This window comes from Rhodophyticola sp. CCM32 (assembly GCF_004751985.1).
In the GTDB taxonomy this organism is placed as follows: Bacteria; Pseudomonadota; Alphaproteobacteria; order Rhodobacterales; family Rhodobacteraceae; genus Rhodophyticola.
On record NZ_CP038492.1, the window covers coordinates 1,802,443 to 1,816,703 of the forward strand.

Genomic DNA, 14,261 nt, shown 5'->3' on the forward strand with positions numbered 1-14,261 from the left:
CAACGGAAAGCGCGAGAGCCGACGTAGGCGGCATCCATGATGACGTGCTGGGCTGCTGTAAGCCCTTCGATCAGCCCGCGCGCCTGCGGGCTGTCACCCCACTGACCGGGTGTAATGATCGTCCGAATGGGCAGGCCGAGGGCATCGACCGCAGCGTGGATTTTGGTGGTCAGGCCGCCTTTGGAGCGGCCAATACCGGCAGCTTCAAGCCCCCCATTGACCGGCAGGCGATTGCGCAAGCAATCTGCCGAGAGGGTTTTGAGACGTGGCGTCCGCATGCGTCTTGCAGATGGTGGCGTCGACAAGCACGTATTCGAAGTCCGGGTCTTGGCTTAACGCTTTGAAAAGATTCTCCCAAACCCCCGCGTTCGCCATCGTCTCTCGGACCGATGGCGTTCCCATGGCTCACTCCAGCGACGGAGCCGGGAATGGACCGTGCGCCAGTTCCCTAATTCCGGCGGCAGGTCGCGCCAGGGCGATGCACCACGCGCCAGCCAAAGGATCGCATCCAAGAACAACCGGTTGTCCGCGCCCGTTCTCCCCCGATCCCCTTGCTTGCATGGAACCAAAAGTTCGATGATCGCCCATTGCCTGTCTGTCAAAACCCGTCTGCTCAAGATCACCTCCCGTTTTCGACCTTGAATCAAACAGATGACGATTTGGGAATCCCCTAAATGCAGACGCCGCCTAGCTCAGGTCATCCGACTTTTAACTTGAGACATATCCGGCAGCCTTAAAGTAGTTCCAGCATTCGTCTGGCGTGTAGAGGTCACAGATTTCTGTGAGAGCGTGGAACGTGTCAGTGAAGGTTCGAGCGCCGATCCTGCGTAGGTGTGCTTTGAGTTTCGAGAACGCCATCTCAATTGATGGTGTGGATGGCTCCTGCTCCCGGCGTCGCGATGCGCCATGATGGGGTGTCATTGTCCCAACTTGAGGAGCCATCCATGAATGAAGTTAGCACAGTCGGCGTCGACCTCGCCAAGAATGTCATACAGATCCATGGCGTTGATTGCGACGGGAATGTTGTGGTTCGGCGTCAGCTGCGGAGAGGTCAGTTTCTCACGTTCTTCGAAGAGCGCCCAGCATGCCTGATCGGCATCGAGGCGTGTTCGGGATCCCATCACTGGGGACGACAACGACAAGAGATGGGCCACGCGGTCCGACTGATGCCGCCGTCCTATGTGAAGCCCTACGTCAAGCGGAACAAGACAGATGCGGCCGATGCGGAGGCAATCTGCGAAGCGGTCACCCGGCCTTCGATGCGGTTTGTTCCCGTGAAGAGCGAGGCGGACTCCGCGGCGCTTGTCCTGCACCGGGCGCGGGATTTTCTCGTCGGTCAGGTCACGCAAACCGGCAACGCGATCCGCGCTCACATGGCTGAGTTTGGTATCGTTACGGCGAAGGGATCAAAGCGCGTCGCGAGCCTGGCAGAGGAGTTGGACGCCTTGCCCGAGGCCGCGCGCCTTCCGCTCCGGGTGTTGTTCGATCAACTGGCAGAGACGCAATCGCGAATCGAGCAGCTGACCGACGAGATCAAGGAGGTTCACCGGCACAACGAAGTGAGCCGCCGTCTGGCATCGATCCCAGGCGTCGGCGTGCTGACCGCAACCGCGATTGCCGCAACGACACCGGATGTCAGCAATTTCGGCTCGGCGCGGGACTATGCTGCCTGGCTCGGCCTGACGCCGAAGCAGCACTCGACCGGCGGGAAGCCCCGAAGCGGTGGCATCTCGAAGATGGGCAACCGTTATATCCGGCGCCTGCTTTACCTTGGGGCCATGGCGCAGATCATGGTCCGGCGCAGAAGTCGCCACATGGGCACCGACTGGCTGTCGCGAAAGCTGGCGACAAAGGAGACAAGGGTCGTTGCGATCGCCTTGGCGAGGCGCATGGCAAGAACCATCTTTGCGCTTTTGCGTGACGGAACGAGCTATAGACCGCAGGTCGGAGAAGTACCCGGCTGAGAAGGGTCTCAAAGAATGGTAAGGCCAACGTGAGGTGATGGCGAAATGACGGAAACGGCGAACAGGAACACCCCGATGAATCCGAAGCGCCGCCGAGCGCGTTCGATTGAGTGGGAGCCTTCAGCCGACGCGGACATTCATCATGGCGCGCAGCACATTTGCTGCAGAACGACGCCGAATACATGGCCGCAGCCGACCAGATGCCAGAAGCTTACAAAACCCTTGCCATGCAGGAGCCAACCATACACGGGTTCAGGTCAGGTCAGGTCAGGTCAGGTCAGGGCTGTAGGGCGGCAGGAACAGGAACCCGCATCCGGCGTCGCGCATGGCTTTGGCGGCTGCGGCATTCCTGTGTGTCGCGAGGGTGTCGAGGATGACAACAGTGCCTGGTTCGAGTTCTGGTCGATGGCCCCCTTAAATCCATACCGTCAGCGCCGATTTCACGACATATCAGTGGGTTGCGTCGCGCCGGCCATAGGTGTTCTACGGTCAAGCGGCGCACGCCGCTGAGATGATGTGAAATCGGCGCCCTTCGGGTTTGGCGGATGTCCCGCGTGAGCATCGTTGCAGGCCTTTGAAATAGAACCACTATTCCGGCAGCCCTGCGCCTCGTCACGCGAAAAATCTGCCAGACTGATGGCATGGATTTAAGGGGGCCTGACCCTAAGAACAGCTTGCACCTCGTCGGAGTTCGACCTGACTCCGGTCTGGCGCGGTTGACGGGACTCGAACCCGCGACCCCCGGCGTGACAGGCCGGTACTCTAACCAACTGAGCTACAACCGCACAGGCGCGCAATTCAGCAGCCGGGTCGGATGGTGGTGGCGCGGTTGACGGGACTCGAACCCGCGACCCCCGGCGTGACAGGCCGGTACTCTAACCAACTGAGCTACAACCGCTCACCATCCGCCAGCGGGAGATCCGTCTTGGCGTGCCGTGTGGTCTATGCTGCGCATCGGCTCCCGTCAAGCGGGCAAACCGGCAAAAATACCCATGTCCCATTGCAGGCTTTCCCGGCGCGGGCCGCGCCCTTGCGGACGGGCTTTCCCCAGTCCATGAGCAGCCGCCCTGCCCCATTCATCTTTCAGGCAGGGGAATGAACTCCTGATCATCCCCGGGCGGCAGCTGGAACCGGCTATGCTGCCAGTCACCCTGCCGCCAGGCCTCTTTCGCCTCGTCGATCCGCTCTTTCGAGGAGGCGACGAAATTCCACCAGATATGGCGCGGACCCTCCAGCGTTTCGCCGCCCAGAATCATCACCCGCGCACCTTCTGCCCCCGCCGTCATCGAGACCCGGTCGCCGGGCCGGAATACCATCATCTGCCCGGCCCCGAAGCTTTGCCCCGCCACCTCAACCGTGCCGGAGACCACATAGGCGCCCCGATCCTCGTGATCCTCGGGCATCGGCAGTTTCGCCCCCGGTTGCAAAGCCGCATCCGCATAGAACATCTCGGACGCGGTCTTGACCGGTGCGCCTGCGCCATAAGCCCGGCCCAGGATCAGGCGCAGTTCCTTGCCCTCCCCCTCCAGCAGCGGCAGATCGGATTTGCCCGCATGCACAAACGCCGCCGGACCATCCTCCGCCCCTTTCGGCAAAGCGATCCAGGTCTGGATGCCGAACAGCGTATAGGGCGCCTTCAGCACCGCGCCATCCACCCGTTCCGAATGGGTGATGCCATGGCCCGCAGTCATCAGGTTCACCGCGCCCGGGTCGATCCACTGATCCGTGCCCAGACTGTCGCGGTGGTGAAAGCTGCCCCTGAAAAGATAGGTGACCGTGGCCAGGCCGATATGGGGATGCGGGCGGATATCCACCCCCTGACCGGTAACAAACTCCGCCGGGCCCATCTGGTCGAAAAAGATGAACGGGCCGACCATCTGCCGTTTCGGCGCGGGCAGCGCCCGGCGCACCTCGAAATTGCCCAGATCCCGGGCCCGGGGCACGATCACGGTTTCGATGGCATCCACGGCATCGCCGATGGGGTATTCCGGGTCAAGGGCGGGGTTCCAGCTCATATCAGCGCTCCGGCAAACGGGGTTGGTTGACGGAAAATACAATGTTGAGCCCGGTTTGGGCAGGCCGGTGAGGGAACAGGATTTGTGCGCAGATGCACGGGGATCGCGTTTGAACTCGTTGCTGTAGCTGCCTGCCCATATCTGGACCTGCGCGACCTAAAGGTAGCGGGCAGAAGCGTAGAATAGATGATTATAGATTCGGACTGAAATTCTGAAACACCCGTATCACCCTTCCGCCCGGCGGCCCCGCCGGGCAGCGTCTGAGCCGCCCCCACGGGGCGGGCGCTTCTCGCCCTCCCCTCGGTTCGGGCGATGCCCTCGTGCAATGCCTATGCGTTGCAGGATTATGGTCTTGCGCTATAGGATACGCTCAACAGAGTGCTAAGCGATTGTTCGAACGCCATTCAATTATCATCTTTTTGCAGAGTTACCATGCCGAGAAGCGATGGGCTTTGATAAGTAATTGATTTTATTAAGTGTGGGGATGGTGGGTGATGAGAGATTTGAACTCCCGACATCTTCGATGTGAACGAAGCGCTCTACCACTGAGCTAATCACCCGTAGAGCGGGTTTCTAGCTGTCCTCGCCCTCATCCGCAAGACCTTCGGACGCCGCCTTGTGCAGCTTGATCCGGCTGACCAGAATATCACCGTTTTTCGCCGGGTTGCGGCGTTTGACCGTGATCTTTCCAAGGGGCGGGATCACCAGATCCTTGCCACTGTCCAGCGCCTTGCCCAACTCGTCCAGTACCAGTTCCACCGTCAGGCGCAGATCGCTGCGCTTCACCGGGCTGCGCGCGGCCACGGCATTGATCAGATCGCCGCGTTTGAATTTCTCGGGCTTGGTGTCCGGCAGGTCCTCCGCCTGTGCAGCCGCAGCCCTCTTCTGAACCGGCAATATCTCTTTCTTTTTCACCTTTGCTTTGGCCGCACTGGCCGTCGCGGGTGATTTCCGGGGGCGGCGCCCGGCGGGCGTCGATTTGCGTGGCTTTGCGGCTGTGGCCATGGGAGTGGACCCCTGCTTATTGTTTGAGCTGTCATAAATGTTAACGGTCTATAGGCGATACGGCCAGCCCCGGTGACAAAACCGGTCAGACCTGTGGCTTACACAACAAGGCATTTGATCATCCGGGGCAGGCCCGATGCATCGAATGAATACTAAATCACTCACCCAAATTTCTGCACCATATACATTGCGCGGAGGGCATCGCCCGAACCGAGGAGTGGGCGAGAAGCGCCCGCGCCCCGTGGCGGCGGTACAGGCGCTGCCCGGCGGTGCCGCCGGGCGCGAGGGTGATGCGAGTATTGCCATAGTCAGCCCCCGCAAACGGCAAAGGCGCGCCCGGGTGGGACGCGCCTTTTTCGGTGTTTTGAGCTTAATGCGCGACGGCGCCGCTGCCGCCAGAGCTGTTCTTCAGGGCGGCCTGGGCAGCGGCGGCTTCCTCGGCCGCCTCATCCCATTCCACCGGCTCCGGCGTCTCGATCAGCGCATGGCGCAACACCTCGGTCACATGGGACACAGGGATGATCTTCAGCCCCGCTTTCACATTGTCGGGTATCTCGGGCAGGTCCTTTTCATTCTCCGCCGGGATCAGCACGGTCTTGATCCCGCCCCTCAGCGCGGCCAGCAGCTTTTCCTTCAACCCGCCGATGGGCAACACATTGCCGCGCAGGGTGACCTCGCCGGTCATGGCGATATCCTTGCGGACCGGTATCTTGGTCAGGACCGACACAATCGAGGTGACCATGGCCACACCGGCACTGGGCCCGTCCTTTGGCGTCGCGCCTTCGGGCACATGGACATGGATGTCGATCGTGTCGAATTTCGGCGGTTTCACCCCGATGGACGGGCTGATTGACCGCACGAAGGACGAAGCTGCATCAATCGACTCCTTCATCACATCGCCCAGCTTGCCGGTGGTCTTCATCCGGCCCTTGCCCGGCAGGCGCAATGCCTCGATCGACAACAGATCGCCGCCCACGGATGTCCAGGCCAGACCGGTCACAACCCCGATCTGGTGATCATCCTCGGCCAGGCCGAATTTATGCCGTCGCACACCCAGCATGTCTTCCAGATTGTCCGGCGTCACGGTGACGGTGTCAGCCGCGCCGCGCACAATCATGGTGACGGCCTTGCGCGCCAGTTTGGCGATCTCACGTTCCAGGTTCCGCACCCCCGCCTCGCGGGTGTAATAGCGGATGATATCGGTCAGCGCCCCGTCCGTCAGGGTGAACTCGGCCGCTTTCAGACCGTGGTTCCTGACCTGTTTGGCGATCAGATGCTGTTTGGCGATCTCGGCCTTTTCATCCTCGGTATAGCCAGCCAGCGGAATGATCTCCATCCGGTCCAGAAGCGGGCCGGGCATGTTGTAGGAGTTTGCCGTGGTCAGGAACATCACATTCGACAGGTCGTATTCCACCTCCATGTAATGATCGACGAATGTGCCGTTCTGTTCCGGGTCCAGCACTTCCAGCATGGCCGAGGCCGGGTCCCCCCGGAAATCCTGCCCCATCTTGTCGATCTCATCGAGCAGGATCAGCGGGTTGGTGGTTTTCGCCTTTTTCAGCGACTGGATGATCTTGCCCGGCATCGAGCCGATATAGGTCCGCCGGTGGCCTCTGATCTCGCTTTCGTCGCGCACACCGCCCAGCGAGATGCGAATGAACTCCCGCCCGGTGGCTTTCGCCACGGATTTGCCAAGCGAGGTTTTGCCCACGCCCGGTGGTCCGACAAGACACAGGATCGGCCCTTTCAGCTTTTTCGAGCGTTGCTGCACCGCCAGATATTCCACGATCCGTTCCTTGACCTTCTCAAGCCCGTAATGATCGTCATCCAGCACCTTTTCGGCCCGGCCCAGATCTTTCTTCACCCGGGATTTCACCCCCCAGGGGATCGACAGCATCCAGTCGAGATAATTGCGCACCACGGTCGCCTCGGCGCTCATCGGTGACATGCTTTTCAGCTTCTTGATCTCGCCTTCGGCCTTTTCGCGGGCCTCTTTCGACAGCTTGGTTTTGGCGATTTTCTCTTCCAGCTCGGCCACTTCGCCCGCGCCTTCCTCACCATCGCCCAGCTCCCGCTGAATCGCCTTCATCTGTTCGTTCAGATAATATTCGCGCTGTGTCCGCTCCATCTGGGATTTGACGCGGGTCTTGATCTTTTTCTCAACCTGCAGGACAGACATTTCGCCCTGCATCAGGCCAAAGACCTTCTCCATCCGCTCGCCCACATCCAGCGTTTCCAGAAGCTCCTGCTTCTGATGCACCTCGATGCCAAGATGACCCGACACCAGATCGGCCAGTTTGGCGGGATCCTGCGTTTCAGCGACGGAACTCAGCGCTTCTTCGGGGATGTTCTTTTTCACCTTGGCGTAACGTTCAAATTCTTCGCCGACCGACCGCAACAGCGCGGTCACCGAGGCCTGATCCCCCGGGGTTTCCTCCAGCGGTGCAACGCTGGCCTCGAAAAATTCCGGGTTGTCGGCAAAACCGGTGATCTGCACACGCGCCCGGCCCTCGACCAGCACCTTCACGGTTCCATCGGGCAATTTCAGCAATTGCAGCACATTGGCCAGCACACCAATCCGGTAAATGCCTTCGGTGGTGGGGTCATCGACACCCGGGTCGATCTGCGCTGACAGCAATATCTGCTTGTCATCGGCCATCACCTCTTCCAGCGCCCGCACGGATTTTTCGCGGCCGACGAACAGCGGCACCATCATATGCGGGAACATTACGATATCGCGCAGGGGCAGGACGGGATATATTGTCTGATTTTCAGGCATCTTGCCTTCCTTATTCTTGGCAAGAGGGCACGAGGCCCTGACTTGGCAGCAGCCCCCCTGGCCCTCTCCGGTTCAGGAGGTTTTAATCTGGGGCAGTGGCGGGGCGAATTCAACCGCGCATGAGACTTTCACTTAGCGCAAGCCGCATGTCAGGTAAACGCAACATTTATCACGATCTGGGTTGTCCACATGAAAAAACCACAAAATATGGGGGTGTACAGGCAATAGCGGGGTCTGGTTTCCCGATCATTTGATCTCCGCGGGCTACAAACGGATCAACATCTCCACAGATCGTGATCAGCACAAGACACAGCACCGCCTGCAAAACAGGCAGGCATGTTACACGGAATGAATACAGCATGCTGCCTTAAACCTGAGACATCGCGCATCACAAATGTCCCGAGAACGCGAAGCGTGGCAGGGTATTTGTGATTCAAGTTTAAGGCAGGGTGCTTTAGGTCCTGACCCTAAATCACCCACCCAAAATTCTGCGCCATATACATTGCGCAGAGGGCAGCGTCCGGATCGAGGGGCAGGAAGCGAAGCGCCCGCCCCGTGCGGGCTGTGCGGGCGCTGCCCGGCGGTGCCGCCGGGTGGGAAGGTGATGCAGGGTGGTTCAGAGTAAAACGATTGCGCTTGTCTTATGACTTTTTATGCCCCTGCGAAGATGGATCCTCTGCCCCCTTAAAGCGGCTCAATATCGCCCTCGGCCCGCGCCGCATGAAACCCGGCCTCCCAGCTTTCAAACAGGCCTCCGGCGATCGCATCACGCATTTCCTGCATAAGGATCTGGAAATAATGCAGATTATGCCATGTCATCAGCATGGAAGAGATGATCTCGCCAGACCGGAACACATGGTGCAGATAGGCCCGCGAATACTGCGTGCAGGCGGGGCAGGAACAGCTTTCATCCAACGGGCGCGGGTCCTCTGCATGGCGGGCATTCTTGATGTTCACCACACCGCGCCGGGTGAAGGCCTGCCCCGTCCGGCCAGAGCGGGAGGGCAACACGCAATCCATCATATCAATCCCGCGTTTCACCGCGCCCACAATATCATCGGGCTTGCCCACCCCCATCAGATAACGCGGTTTATCCTGCGGCAACATATCGGGGGCATAGTCCAGACAGTCGAACATCGCCGCCTGCCCTTCGCCCACGGCCAGGCCGCCCACCGCATAGCCGTCAAACCCGATGCTTTTCAGCGCCTCTGCACTTTCCGCACGAAAATCCTGTTCCAGCCCGCCTTGCTGGATGCCAAACAACGCATGGCCCGGCCGGTCGCCAAACGCCTCCCGCGAGCGCGCGGCCCATCGCATCGACAGGCGCATGCTGTTGGCAATGCTGTCACGATCCGCGGGCAGGGCCGGGCATTCGTCAAAACACATCACGATATCAGAGCCCAAGAGCTTCTGAATCTCCATGCTGCGTTCCGGGCTGAGCATATGTCTGGACCCGTCGATATGGGATTTGAAACTGACGCCTTCTTCCGTCAGCTTTCTCAGATCCGCCAGGCTCATCACCTGAAACCCGCCGCTATCGGTCAGAATCGGCCTGTCCCAGTTCATGAACCGGTGCAGCCCGCCCAGACGCGCGACCCGCTCCGCCCCCGGGCGCAGCATCAGGTGATAGGTGTTGCCCAGCAGAATATCGGCACCGGTGGCGCGCACATGTTCCGGCAGCATCGCCTTGACCGTGGCCGCCGTGCCCACGGGCATGAAGGCCGGTGTGCGGATATCGCCCCGGGGGTGGAGATCAGACCCGTCCGGGCCCGGTCATCGGTTGCGGTCAACGCGAAAGAAAACGATTTGGTCATTCGGCCCCGATAGCGCCAATTGCCCGGATTGGCAAAGCCCCGGCAGGTTTAATCGGCAGGCTCAGCCCGGATTGACCGCGTGGAACAGATGCACGCGCGCGGGCACCCGCACCATGCCCGCCTCTTCAAACCCGGCAAACCCCGCGACCAGCGCGGCGCGCACCGCATTCCGTGTCGCCTCATCCGCATTCTCCTGCCGCAACCGTCGCGTTGCCGGGCCGATCCCTGTATGCAGATCGGCCAGCGCCACCGCAGTGCAGCCGGGGGTCAGATGCAGATCGCGGGTGCTGACCTCTGCCTGCCAGCCCGCAGCCTGCAAAATCGCCAGGACGCGCGCCGCATCCGCAAAGGCGAAAGGACCGGACGCATGAGGATCATCCGGCGTATCCCCCGGCCCCATAACACTTGCGGCAGCCTCGGCAGACACGCTGAACCATGGGTTTGCAGAGCGGTCCGCCCAACAGGCAAAGCAAAGCCTGCCCTGCGGTTTCACGGCCGAGCGGATGTTGCGAAACGCCGCCACCGGATCGGCAAAGAACATCACGCCGAACATGGAAATCACCGTATCGACCGCAGCGGGCGCAAAAGCATGGGTCTGGGCATCGCCCAGCGCAACTTCCGCATGGGCAGGGGCACGTTCAGCCGCGCGGGCGGCCAAAGGCGGCGCAATATCAAGGCCCAGCACATGCCCCTCGGCCCCCACGGCCTCTGCCGCCGCCAACAGGCTGGCACCCGACCCGATCCCGATATCCAGAACCCGGCTGCCTTCACGCAGATTTGTCCGCGCCATCAGAGCCTGCAACACCGGGGCATGGGACAATTCGATCTCACGTTCATGCGCAAGCCAGGGGCGCGCAATCTCCAACCAGTCCATATCGGCCCTCTCCTCCGCCGCAAACATGAAAACCCAGCTTCACATGCGCGCCAGCGCGCAACAAGCAACTCTTTTGCGCATCGCAGCGGCCCTTTACGGCCCCCGTTCCAATCCTTATATCTTCTGTCAACAATCGCGCAGTGAAAGCCGCCATGACCCAAAGCCCAGAGCATCTTGAAGGCACGCCCCTAATCAGGCCCTCCAGCACGGATCACCCGTTATATGACAGCGTGGTCGAGGCTTGCCGGTCCGTCTATGATCCTGAAATTCCAGTGAATATCTATGATCTGGGTCTGGTCTATACGGTTGAGATCGGACCCGAAAGCGATGTGGATGTGACCATGACGCTGACCGCCCCGGGCTGTCCCGTGGCCGGTGAGATGCCGGGCTGGGTGGCCGAGGCGATCGAGCCTCTGGACGGGGTCAAGACCGTCAATGTTCAACTGACCTGGGAACCGCCCTGGGGCATGGACATGATGAGCGATGAAGCCCGGCTTGAACTGGGCTTCATGTAGGGTCAGCGCCCTGATTGCAACAGCCGCCGCCGCAGCGCATGATACAGCCGTTTTGGCCACCATACCCGCAACTCCATTTGCATTTTTGCAAACACGGCCTGTTCTTTCTGGTATTCCGTCCAGGGCTGATCTTCGATATCAATTGATCTGATTACGGACATCATTATGGCCTCCTGTGCTTAATCTACAGGAGATACATATCTGCCAGCCCCCTCCGCCTGCAGATGCCGGAACCGCGATTGGAGTTGCAAAAATGGAAAGCCAGCCCCATTGGGATGATTACGCCTATTTCGCCGCCGTCGCCCGCACCGGCGGCATCGCCCGCGCCGCGCAGACCAGTGGTGTCAGCACCGCCACGCTCAGCCGCCGGATGCGCGCTTTCGAGGCCCGGCTTGGCCGCCGCCTGTTTCTGCATGGTGCGTCCGGCTACACCCTGACAGCCGAGGGGCGGACCCTTTGGGATAAAATCCAGCGGATGGAAACCGCTGCCGCCGATATCTCCCAATGGCGGCAGACATCCACCGGGCCGGTTCCGGTGCGCATCTCGGCAGGCACCTGGACGGCGCTGCATATCTCTGAACGGCTTGACGAAATCTGGCGCCCGGATGCCCCCTGGCTGCCGGAATTCATCCACTGTGAACTGCCGATGGATATCGCCCGCCGCGAGATTGATATCGGCATTCGCAACCGCCGGCCGGAACAACCCTGGCTGGCCGGTCAGCGCGTCGGCACCACCGAATTTGCGATCTATGCGACGGATAAGGCGATCACCGGCTGGATCGGCCCCGCCGATGACGCCGCCGCCACCCGCTCGGCCCAATGGGTCGAGGCTCATCACGGCGCGCAGATTGTCACCCGTTCCAACCTGCCGCTCTTCGCCTATCAGATGGCCCGCGCGGGCGTTGGCCGCGTGGTGCTGCCCCTTCCTGTGGGCGATGGCGCGCCCGGCCTGATCCGCCTGTCCGACCCGATCCCCGAGCTTTGCATGGAACGCTGGCTGGTCAGCCATCATGAAGGCCGCCACGAGCCGCCGGTGCGCGCCGCCCTGACCGCATTGGCCCGGTTTTTCACATCTACGCCCGCAACCCTTGAGCAACCGGCCCCGGTCGCCTAAGTTACATCTGTCAGTCCAAGGAGCATGACCATGTTCGGCATTCCCGGCAAACAGGCGGTCAGCATTACCCCCGCCGCGGCAAAGCAGATCGCCAAACTGATGGCCCGCGACACCCATCAGGGTTTGCGGATCGGCGTCAAGAAGGGTGGCTGCGCGGGCATGGAATACACCATGGATTACGTGACCGAGATTGACCCGAATGACGAGGTGGTCGAAGCCGATGGCGCCCGGGTGATGATTGCCCCCATGGCACAGATGTTCCTGTTCGGAACCGAGATCGACTATGAGGTTTCGCTGCTGGAATCCGGCTTCAAATTCCGCAACCCCAATGTCACCGATGCCTGCGGCTGTGGCGAGTCGATCAAGTTTGACGAGGCGCTCGGAAAACCGGCATGAGCGTCTCTGACGCCGATATCGCCTTTGCAAAAGAGCTGTTTGCCGGTCTTGGCCCGCTGACCAGCCGCAAGATGATGGGCGGGCTTTGCCTCTATCACGAGGGCACGATCTTTTCGATGCTGCATTCCGATGGCTCGATCTGGATCAAGGGCGCTGGCCCGTTTCAGAAGGACCTGACGGAAATGGGCCTGACACGCTGGACCTATACCCGCGATGGCGGCAAGGAAACCGCCATGCCCTATTGGCACCTGCCCGATACAATGCTGGATGACCCCAAGGCCGCCACCGACCTGGCCCGCGCCGCCCTCGCCCATCTTTGATTCCTTGTCTACCAGGCGACATGGCTGGTTCAGACGTTCCGTCCGACCCCACGGATCAGGGCCATTTCGCCCCCGGCTGAAACGCAGCAAGTCGCGCCGGGGCAACCCGATGTCGCGGCTGCGCTTTCCTTCCTGCATCGGGATTGAATAGTATGTCTGAAACCGGTTGACTGACCACCGGTGAACGGGGAGACGGCGCATGCGCTATTCAGGGTTGCAGGTTCTGGCCCAGGGCCTGATCGGCAACACAGGCTGGAAACCCGCCTGGCGCGACCCGGACCCCAGGCCCGAATATGATATTCTTATTATCGGTGGCGGCGGTCATGGTCTGGCCACGGCTTTCTATCTGGCCAAGGAACATGGGCTGCGCAACATTGCCGTGCTTGAGAAAAGCTATCTTGGCGGTGGCAATGTGGGCCGCAACACCACCATCGTGCGGGCCAATTACATCTTGCCGGGCAATTCCGAGTTCTATTCCCACTCCCTGAAACTCTGGGAAGGAATGGAAGCCGAACTGAATTATAACGTGATGCACAGCCAGCGGGGCATCATCAACCTGTTCCATTCCGATGGCCAGCGTGATGCCTATGCAAGGCGCGGCAATGCGATGATCAACCAGGGCGATGATGCCATCCTGCTGGACCGGGACGGGTGCCGCCGAAAACTGCCCTATCTCGATTATGACCAGACCCGGTTCCCGATCTATGGCGGGCTTTACCATCCGCGCGGCGGCACCGCCCGCCATGACGCCGTGGCCTGGGGCTATGCGCGCGGCGCCGATCAGCGCGGTGTCGATCTGATCCAGCAATGTGAGGTTACCGGCATCGACATCGAAGGCGGCAAGGTCACCGGCGTGCAAACCACCCGCGGCGCGATCCGGGCCAAAAAGGTGGGGATCGTGGTGGCCGGGCGCTCGGGCCAGGTTGCCGCCATGGCGGGCCTGCGCCTGCCGGTTGAAAGCCACATTCTGCAAGCCTTTGTGACCGAGGGGTTGAAACCCTGCATCGACATGGTGGTGACCTATGGCATGGGCCATTTCTATATCAGCCAGTCCGACAAGGGCGGGCTGGTCTTTGGCGGCGATCTGGATTTCTACAGCTCATACGCCGCGCGGGGCAATCTGCCGATGGCCGAACATGTGATGGAGGCCGGGCTGACCCTGATGCCGATGATCGGCAAGGCGAAAACCCTGCGAAGCTGGGGCGGGATCATGGATATGACACCGGACGGGTCACCGATCATCGACAGGACGCCGGTGGAAGGGCTCTATATCGACTGCGGCTGGTGTTATGGCGGGTTCAAGGCGGTGCCGGGCTCAGGCTTCAGTTTCGCCCATCTGATCGCCACCGACCGGCACCACGACCCTGCGGCCCGGTTCCGGCTTGACCGGTTCCGGCATGGCAACCTGATGGATGAGGAGGGCACCGGTGCGCAGCATAATCTCCACTGAATGGCGCAGGGGTGC

The 14,261-nt window shown here is 60.9% G+C and carries 11 protein-coding genes, 3 tRNA genes and 4 pseudogenes; 6 read left to right on the forward strand and 12 right to left on the reverse strand.

Annotated features, from left to right (window positions below; all coding sequences use genetic code 11):
* Nucleotides 1–23 precede the first annotated feature (23 nt).
* Together E2K80_RS19555 and E2K80_RS19560 are read right to left on the reverse strand one after the other, a co-directional pair.
* Nucleotides 24–617 (reverse strand): annotated as a pseudogene (locus E2K80_RS19555) (IS5 family transposase); the annotation flags it as partial.
* Between the two features lie 91 nt (nt 618–708).
* A pseudogene (locus tag E2K80_RS19560) lies at nt 709–879 on the reverse strand (IS630-like element ISSpo6 family transposase); the annotation flags it as partial.
* 65 nt (nt 880–944) lie between these two features.
* On the opposite strand from E2K80_RS19560, the gene E2K80_RS08845 reads away from it, so the two are divergent.
* Nucleotides 945–1,964: an IS110 family transposase gene (locus E2K80_RS08845; protein WP_135373736.1), complete on the forward strand. Its 1,020-nt coding sequence runs from the start codon at nt 945–947 to the stop codon at nt 1,962–1,964.
* A 267-nt stretch (nt 1,965–2,231) separates the two neighbouring features.
* Here E2K80_RS08845 and E2K80_RS20060 read toward each other — a convergent pair.
* From E2K80_RS20060 to E2K80_RS08890, 9 genes and pseudogenes are all read right to left on the reverse strand, one after another.
* A pseudogene (locus E2K80_RS20060) lies at nt 2,232–2,348 on the reverse strand (transposase); the annotation flags it as partial.
* 324 nt (nt 2,349–2,672) lie between these two features.
* Nucleotides 2,673–2,749 (reverse strand) — tRNA-Asp (locus E2K80_RS08855).
* Between the two features lie 36 nt (nt 2,750–2,785).
* Nucleotides 2,786–2,862, reverse strand: a tRNA-Asp gene (locus E2K80_RS08860).
* Between the two features lie 178 nt (nt 2,863–3,040).
* Nucleotides 3,041–3,979, reverse strand: coding sequence for a pirin family protein (locus E2K80_RS08865; protein WP_135374665.1), 939 nt, complete (start codon nt 3,977–3,979; stop codon nt 3,041–3,043).
* Nucleotides 3,980–4,464: 485 nt separating this feature from the next.
* Nucleotides 4,465–4,539 (reverse strand) — tRNA-Val (locus tag E2K80_RS08870).
* Between the two features lie 13 nt (nt 4,540–4,552).
* Nucleotides 4,553–4,984: an HU family DNA-binding protein gene (locus E2K80_RS08875; RefSeq protein WP_135374667.1), complete on the reverse strand. Its 432-nt coding sequence runs from the start codon at nt 4,982–4,984 to the stop codon at nt 4,553–4,555.
* 370 nt (nt 4,985–5,354) lie between these two features.
* A complete protein-coding gene (lon, locus tag E2K80_RS08880; protein ID WP_135374669.1) occupies nt 5,355–7,763 on the reverse strand; it encodes an endopeptidase La in 2,409 nt (802 codons plus the stop codon).
* Between the two features lie 684 nt (nt 7,764–8,447).
* Nucleotides 8,448–9,577: pseudogene (tgt, locus tag E2K80_RS08885) on the reverse strand (tRNA guanosine(34) transglycosylase Tgt).
* A 61-nt stretch (nt 9,578–9,638) separates the two neighbouring features.
* A complete protein-coding gene (locus E2K80_RS08890) occupies nt 9,639–10,451 on the reverse strand; it encodes a class I SAM-dependent methyltransferase (protein ID WP_168193147.1) in 813 nt (270 codons plus the stop codon).
* Between the two features lie 152 nt (nt 10,452–10,603).
* Here E2K80_RS08890 and E2K80_RS08895 point away from each other — a divergent pair, with 152 nt between their 5' ends.
* Nucleotides 10,604–10,966 carry an SUF system Fe-S cluster assembly protein gene (locus E2K80_RS08895; protein ID WP_135374673.1) on the forward strand — a complete coding sequence of 121 codons (363 nt, stop codon included), beginning with the start codon at nt 10,604–10,606 and terminating at the stop codon, nt 10,964–10,966.
* Between the two features lie 2 nt (nt 10,967–10,968).
* Here the strand turns inward: E2K80_RS08895 and E2K80_RS19105 are convergent, their stop codons facing one another.
* Entirely contained in the window at nt 10,969–11,130 is a 162-nt protein-coding gene (locus E2K80_RS19105) for a hypothetical protein (protein ID WP_168193148.1), read from the reverse strand.
* 89 nt (nt 11,131–11,219) lie between these two features.
* On the opposite strand from E2K80_RS19105, the gene E2K80_RS08900 reads away from it, so the two are divergent.
* The 4 genes from E2K80_RS08900 to E2K80_RS08915 all read left to right on the forward strand — a co-directional run bounded on the left by E2K80_RS08900 (nt 11,220) and on the right by E2K80_RS08915 (nt 14,246).
* Complete coding sequence (locus E2K80_RS08900; RefSeq protein WP_135374675.1) at nt 11,220–12,080, forward strand: LysR family transcriptional regulator; 861 nt, start codon at nt 11,220–11,222, stop codon at nt 12,078–12,080.
* Nucleotides 12,081–12,110: 30 nt separating this feature from the next.
* Nucleotides 12,111–12,476 carry a HesB/IscA family protein gene (locus E2K80_RS08905; RefSeq protein WP_135374677.1) on the forward strand — a complete coding sequence of 122 codons (366 nt, stop codon included), beginning with the start codon at nt 12,111–12,113 and terminating at the stop codon, nt 12,474–12,476.
* Entirely contained in the window at nt 12,473–12,796 is a 324-nt protein-coding gene (locus E2K80_RS08910) for a TfoX/Sxy family protein (protein WP_135374679.1), read from the forward strand. The genes E2K80_RS08905 and E2K80_RS08910 overlap by 4 nt, the downstream gene beginning before the upstream one ends.
* Before the next feature lie 199 nt (nt 12,797–12,995).
* A complete protein-coding gene (locus E2K80_RS08915; RefSeq protein WP_135374681.1) occupies nt 12,996–14,246 on the forward strand; it encodes a sarcosine oxidase subunit beta family protein in 1,251 nt (416 codons plus the stop codon).
* Nucleotides 14,247–14,261 lie beyond the last annotated feature (15 nt).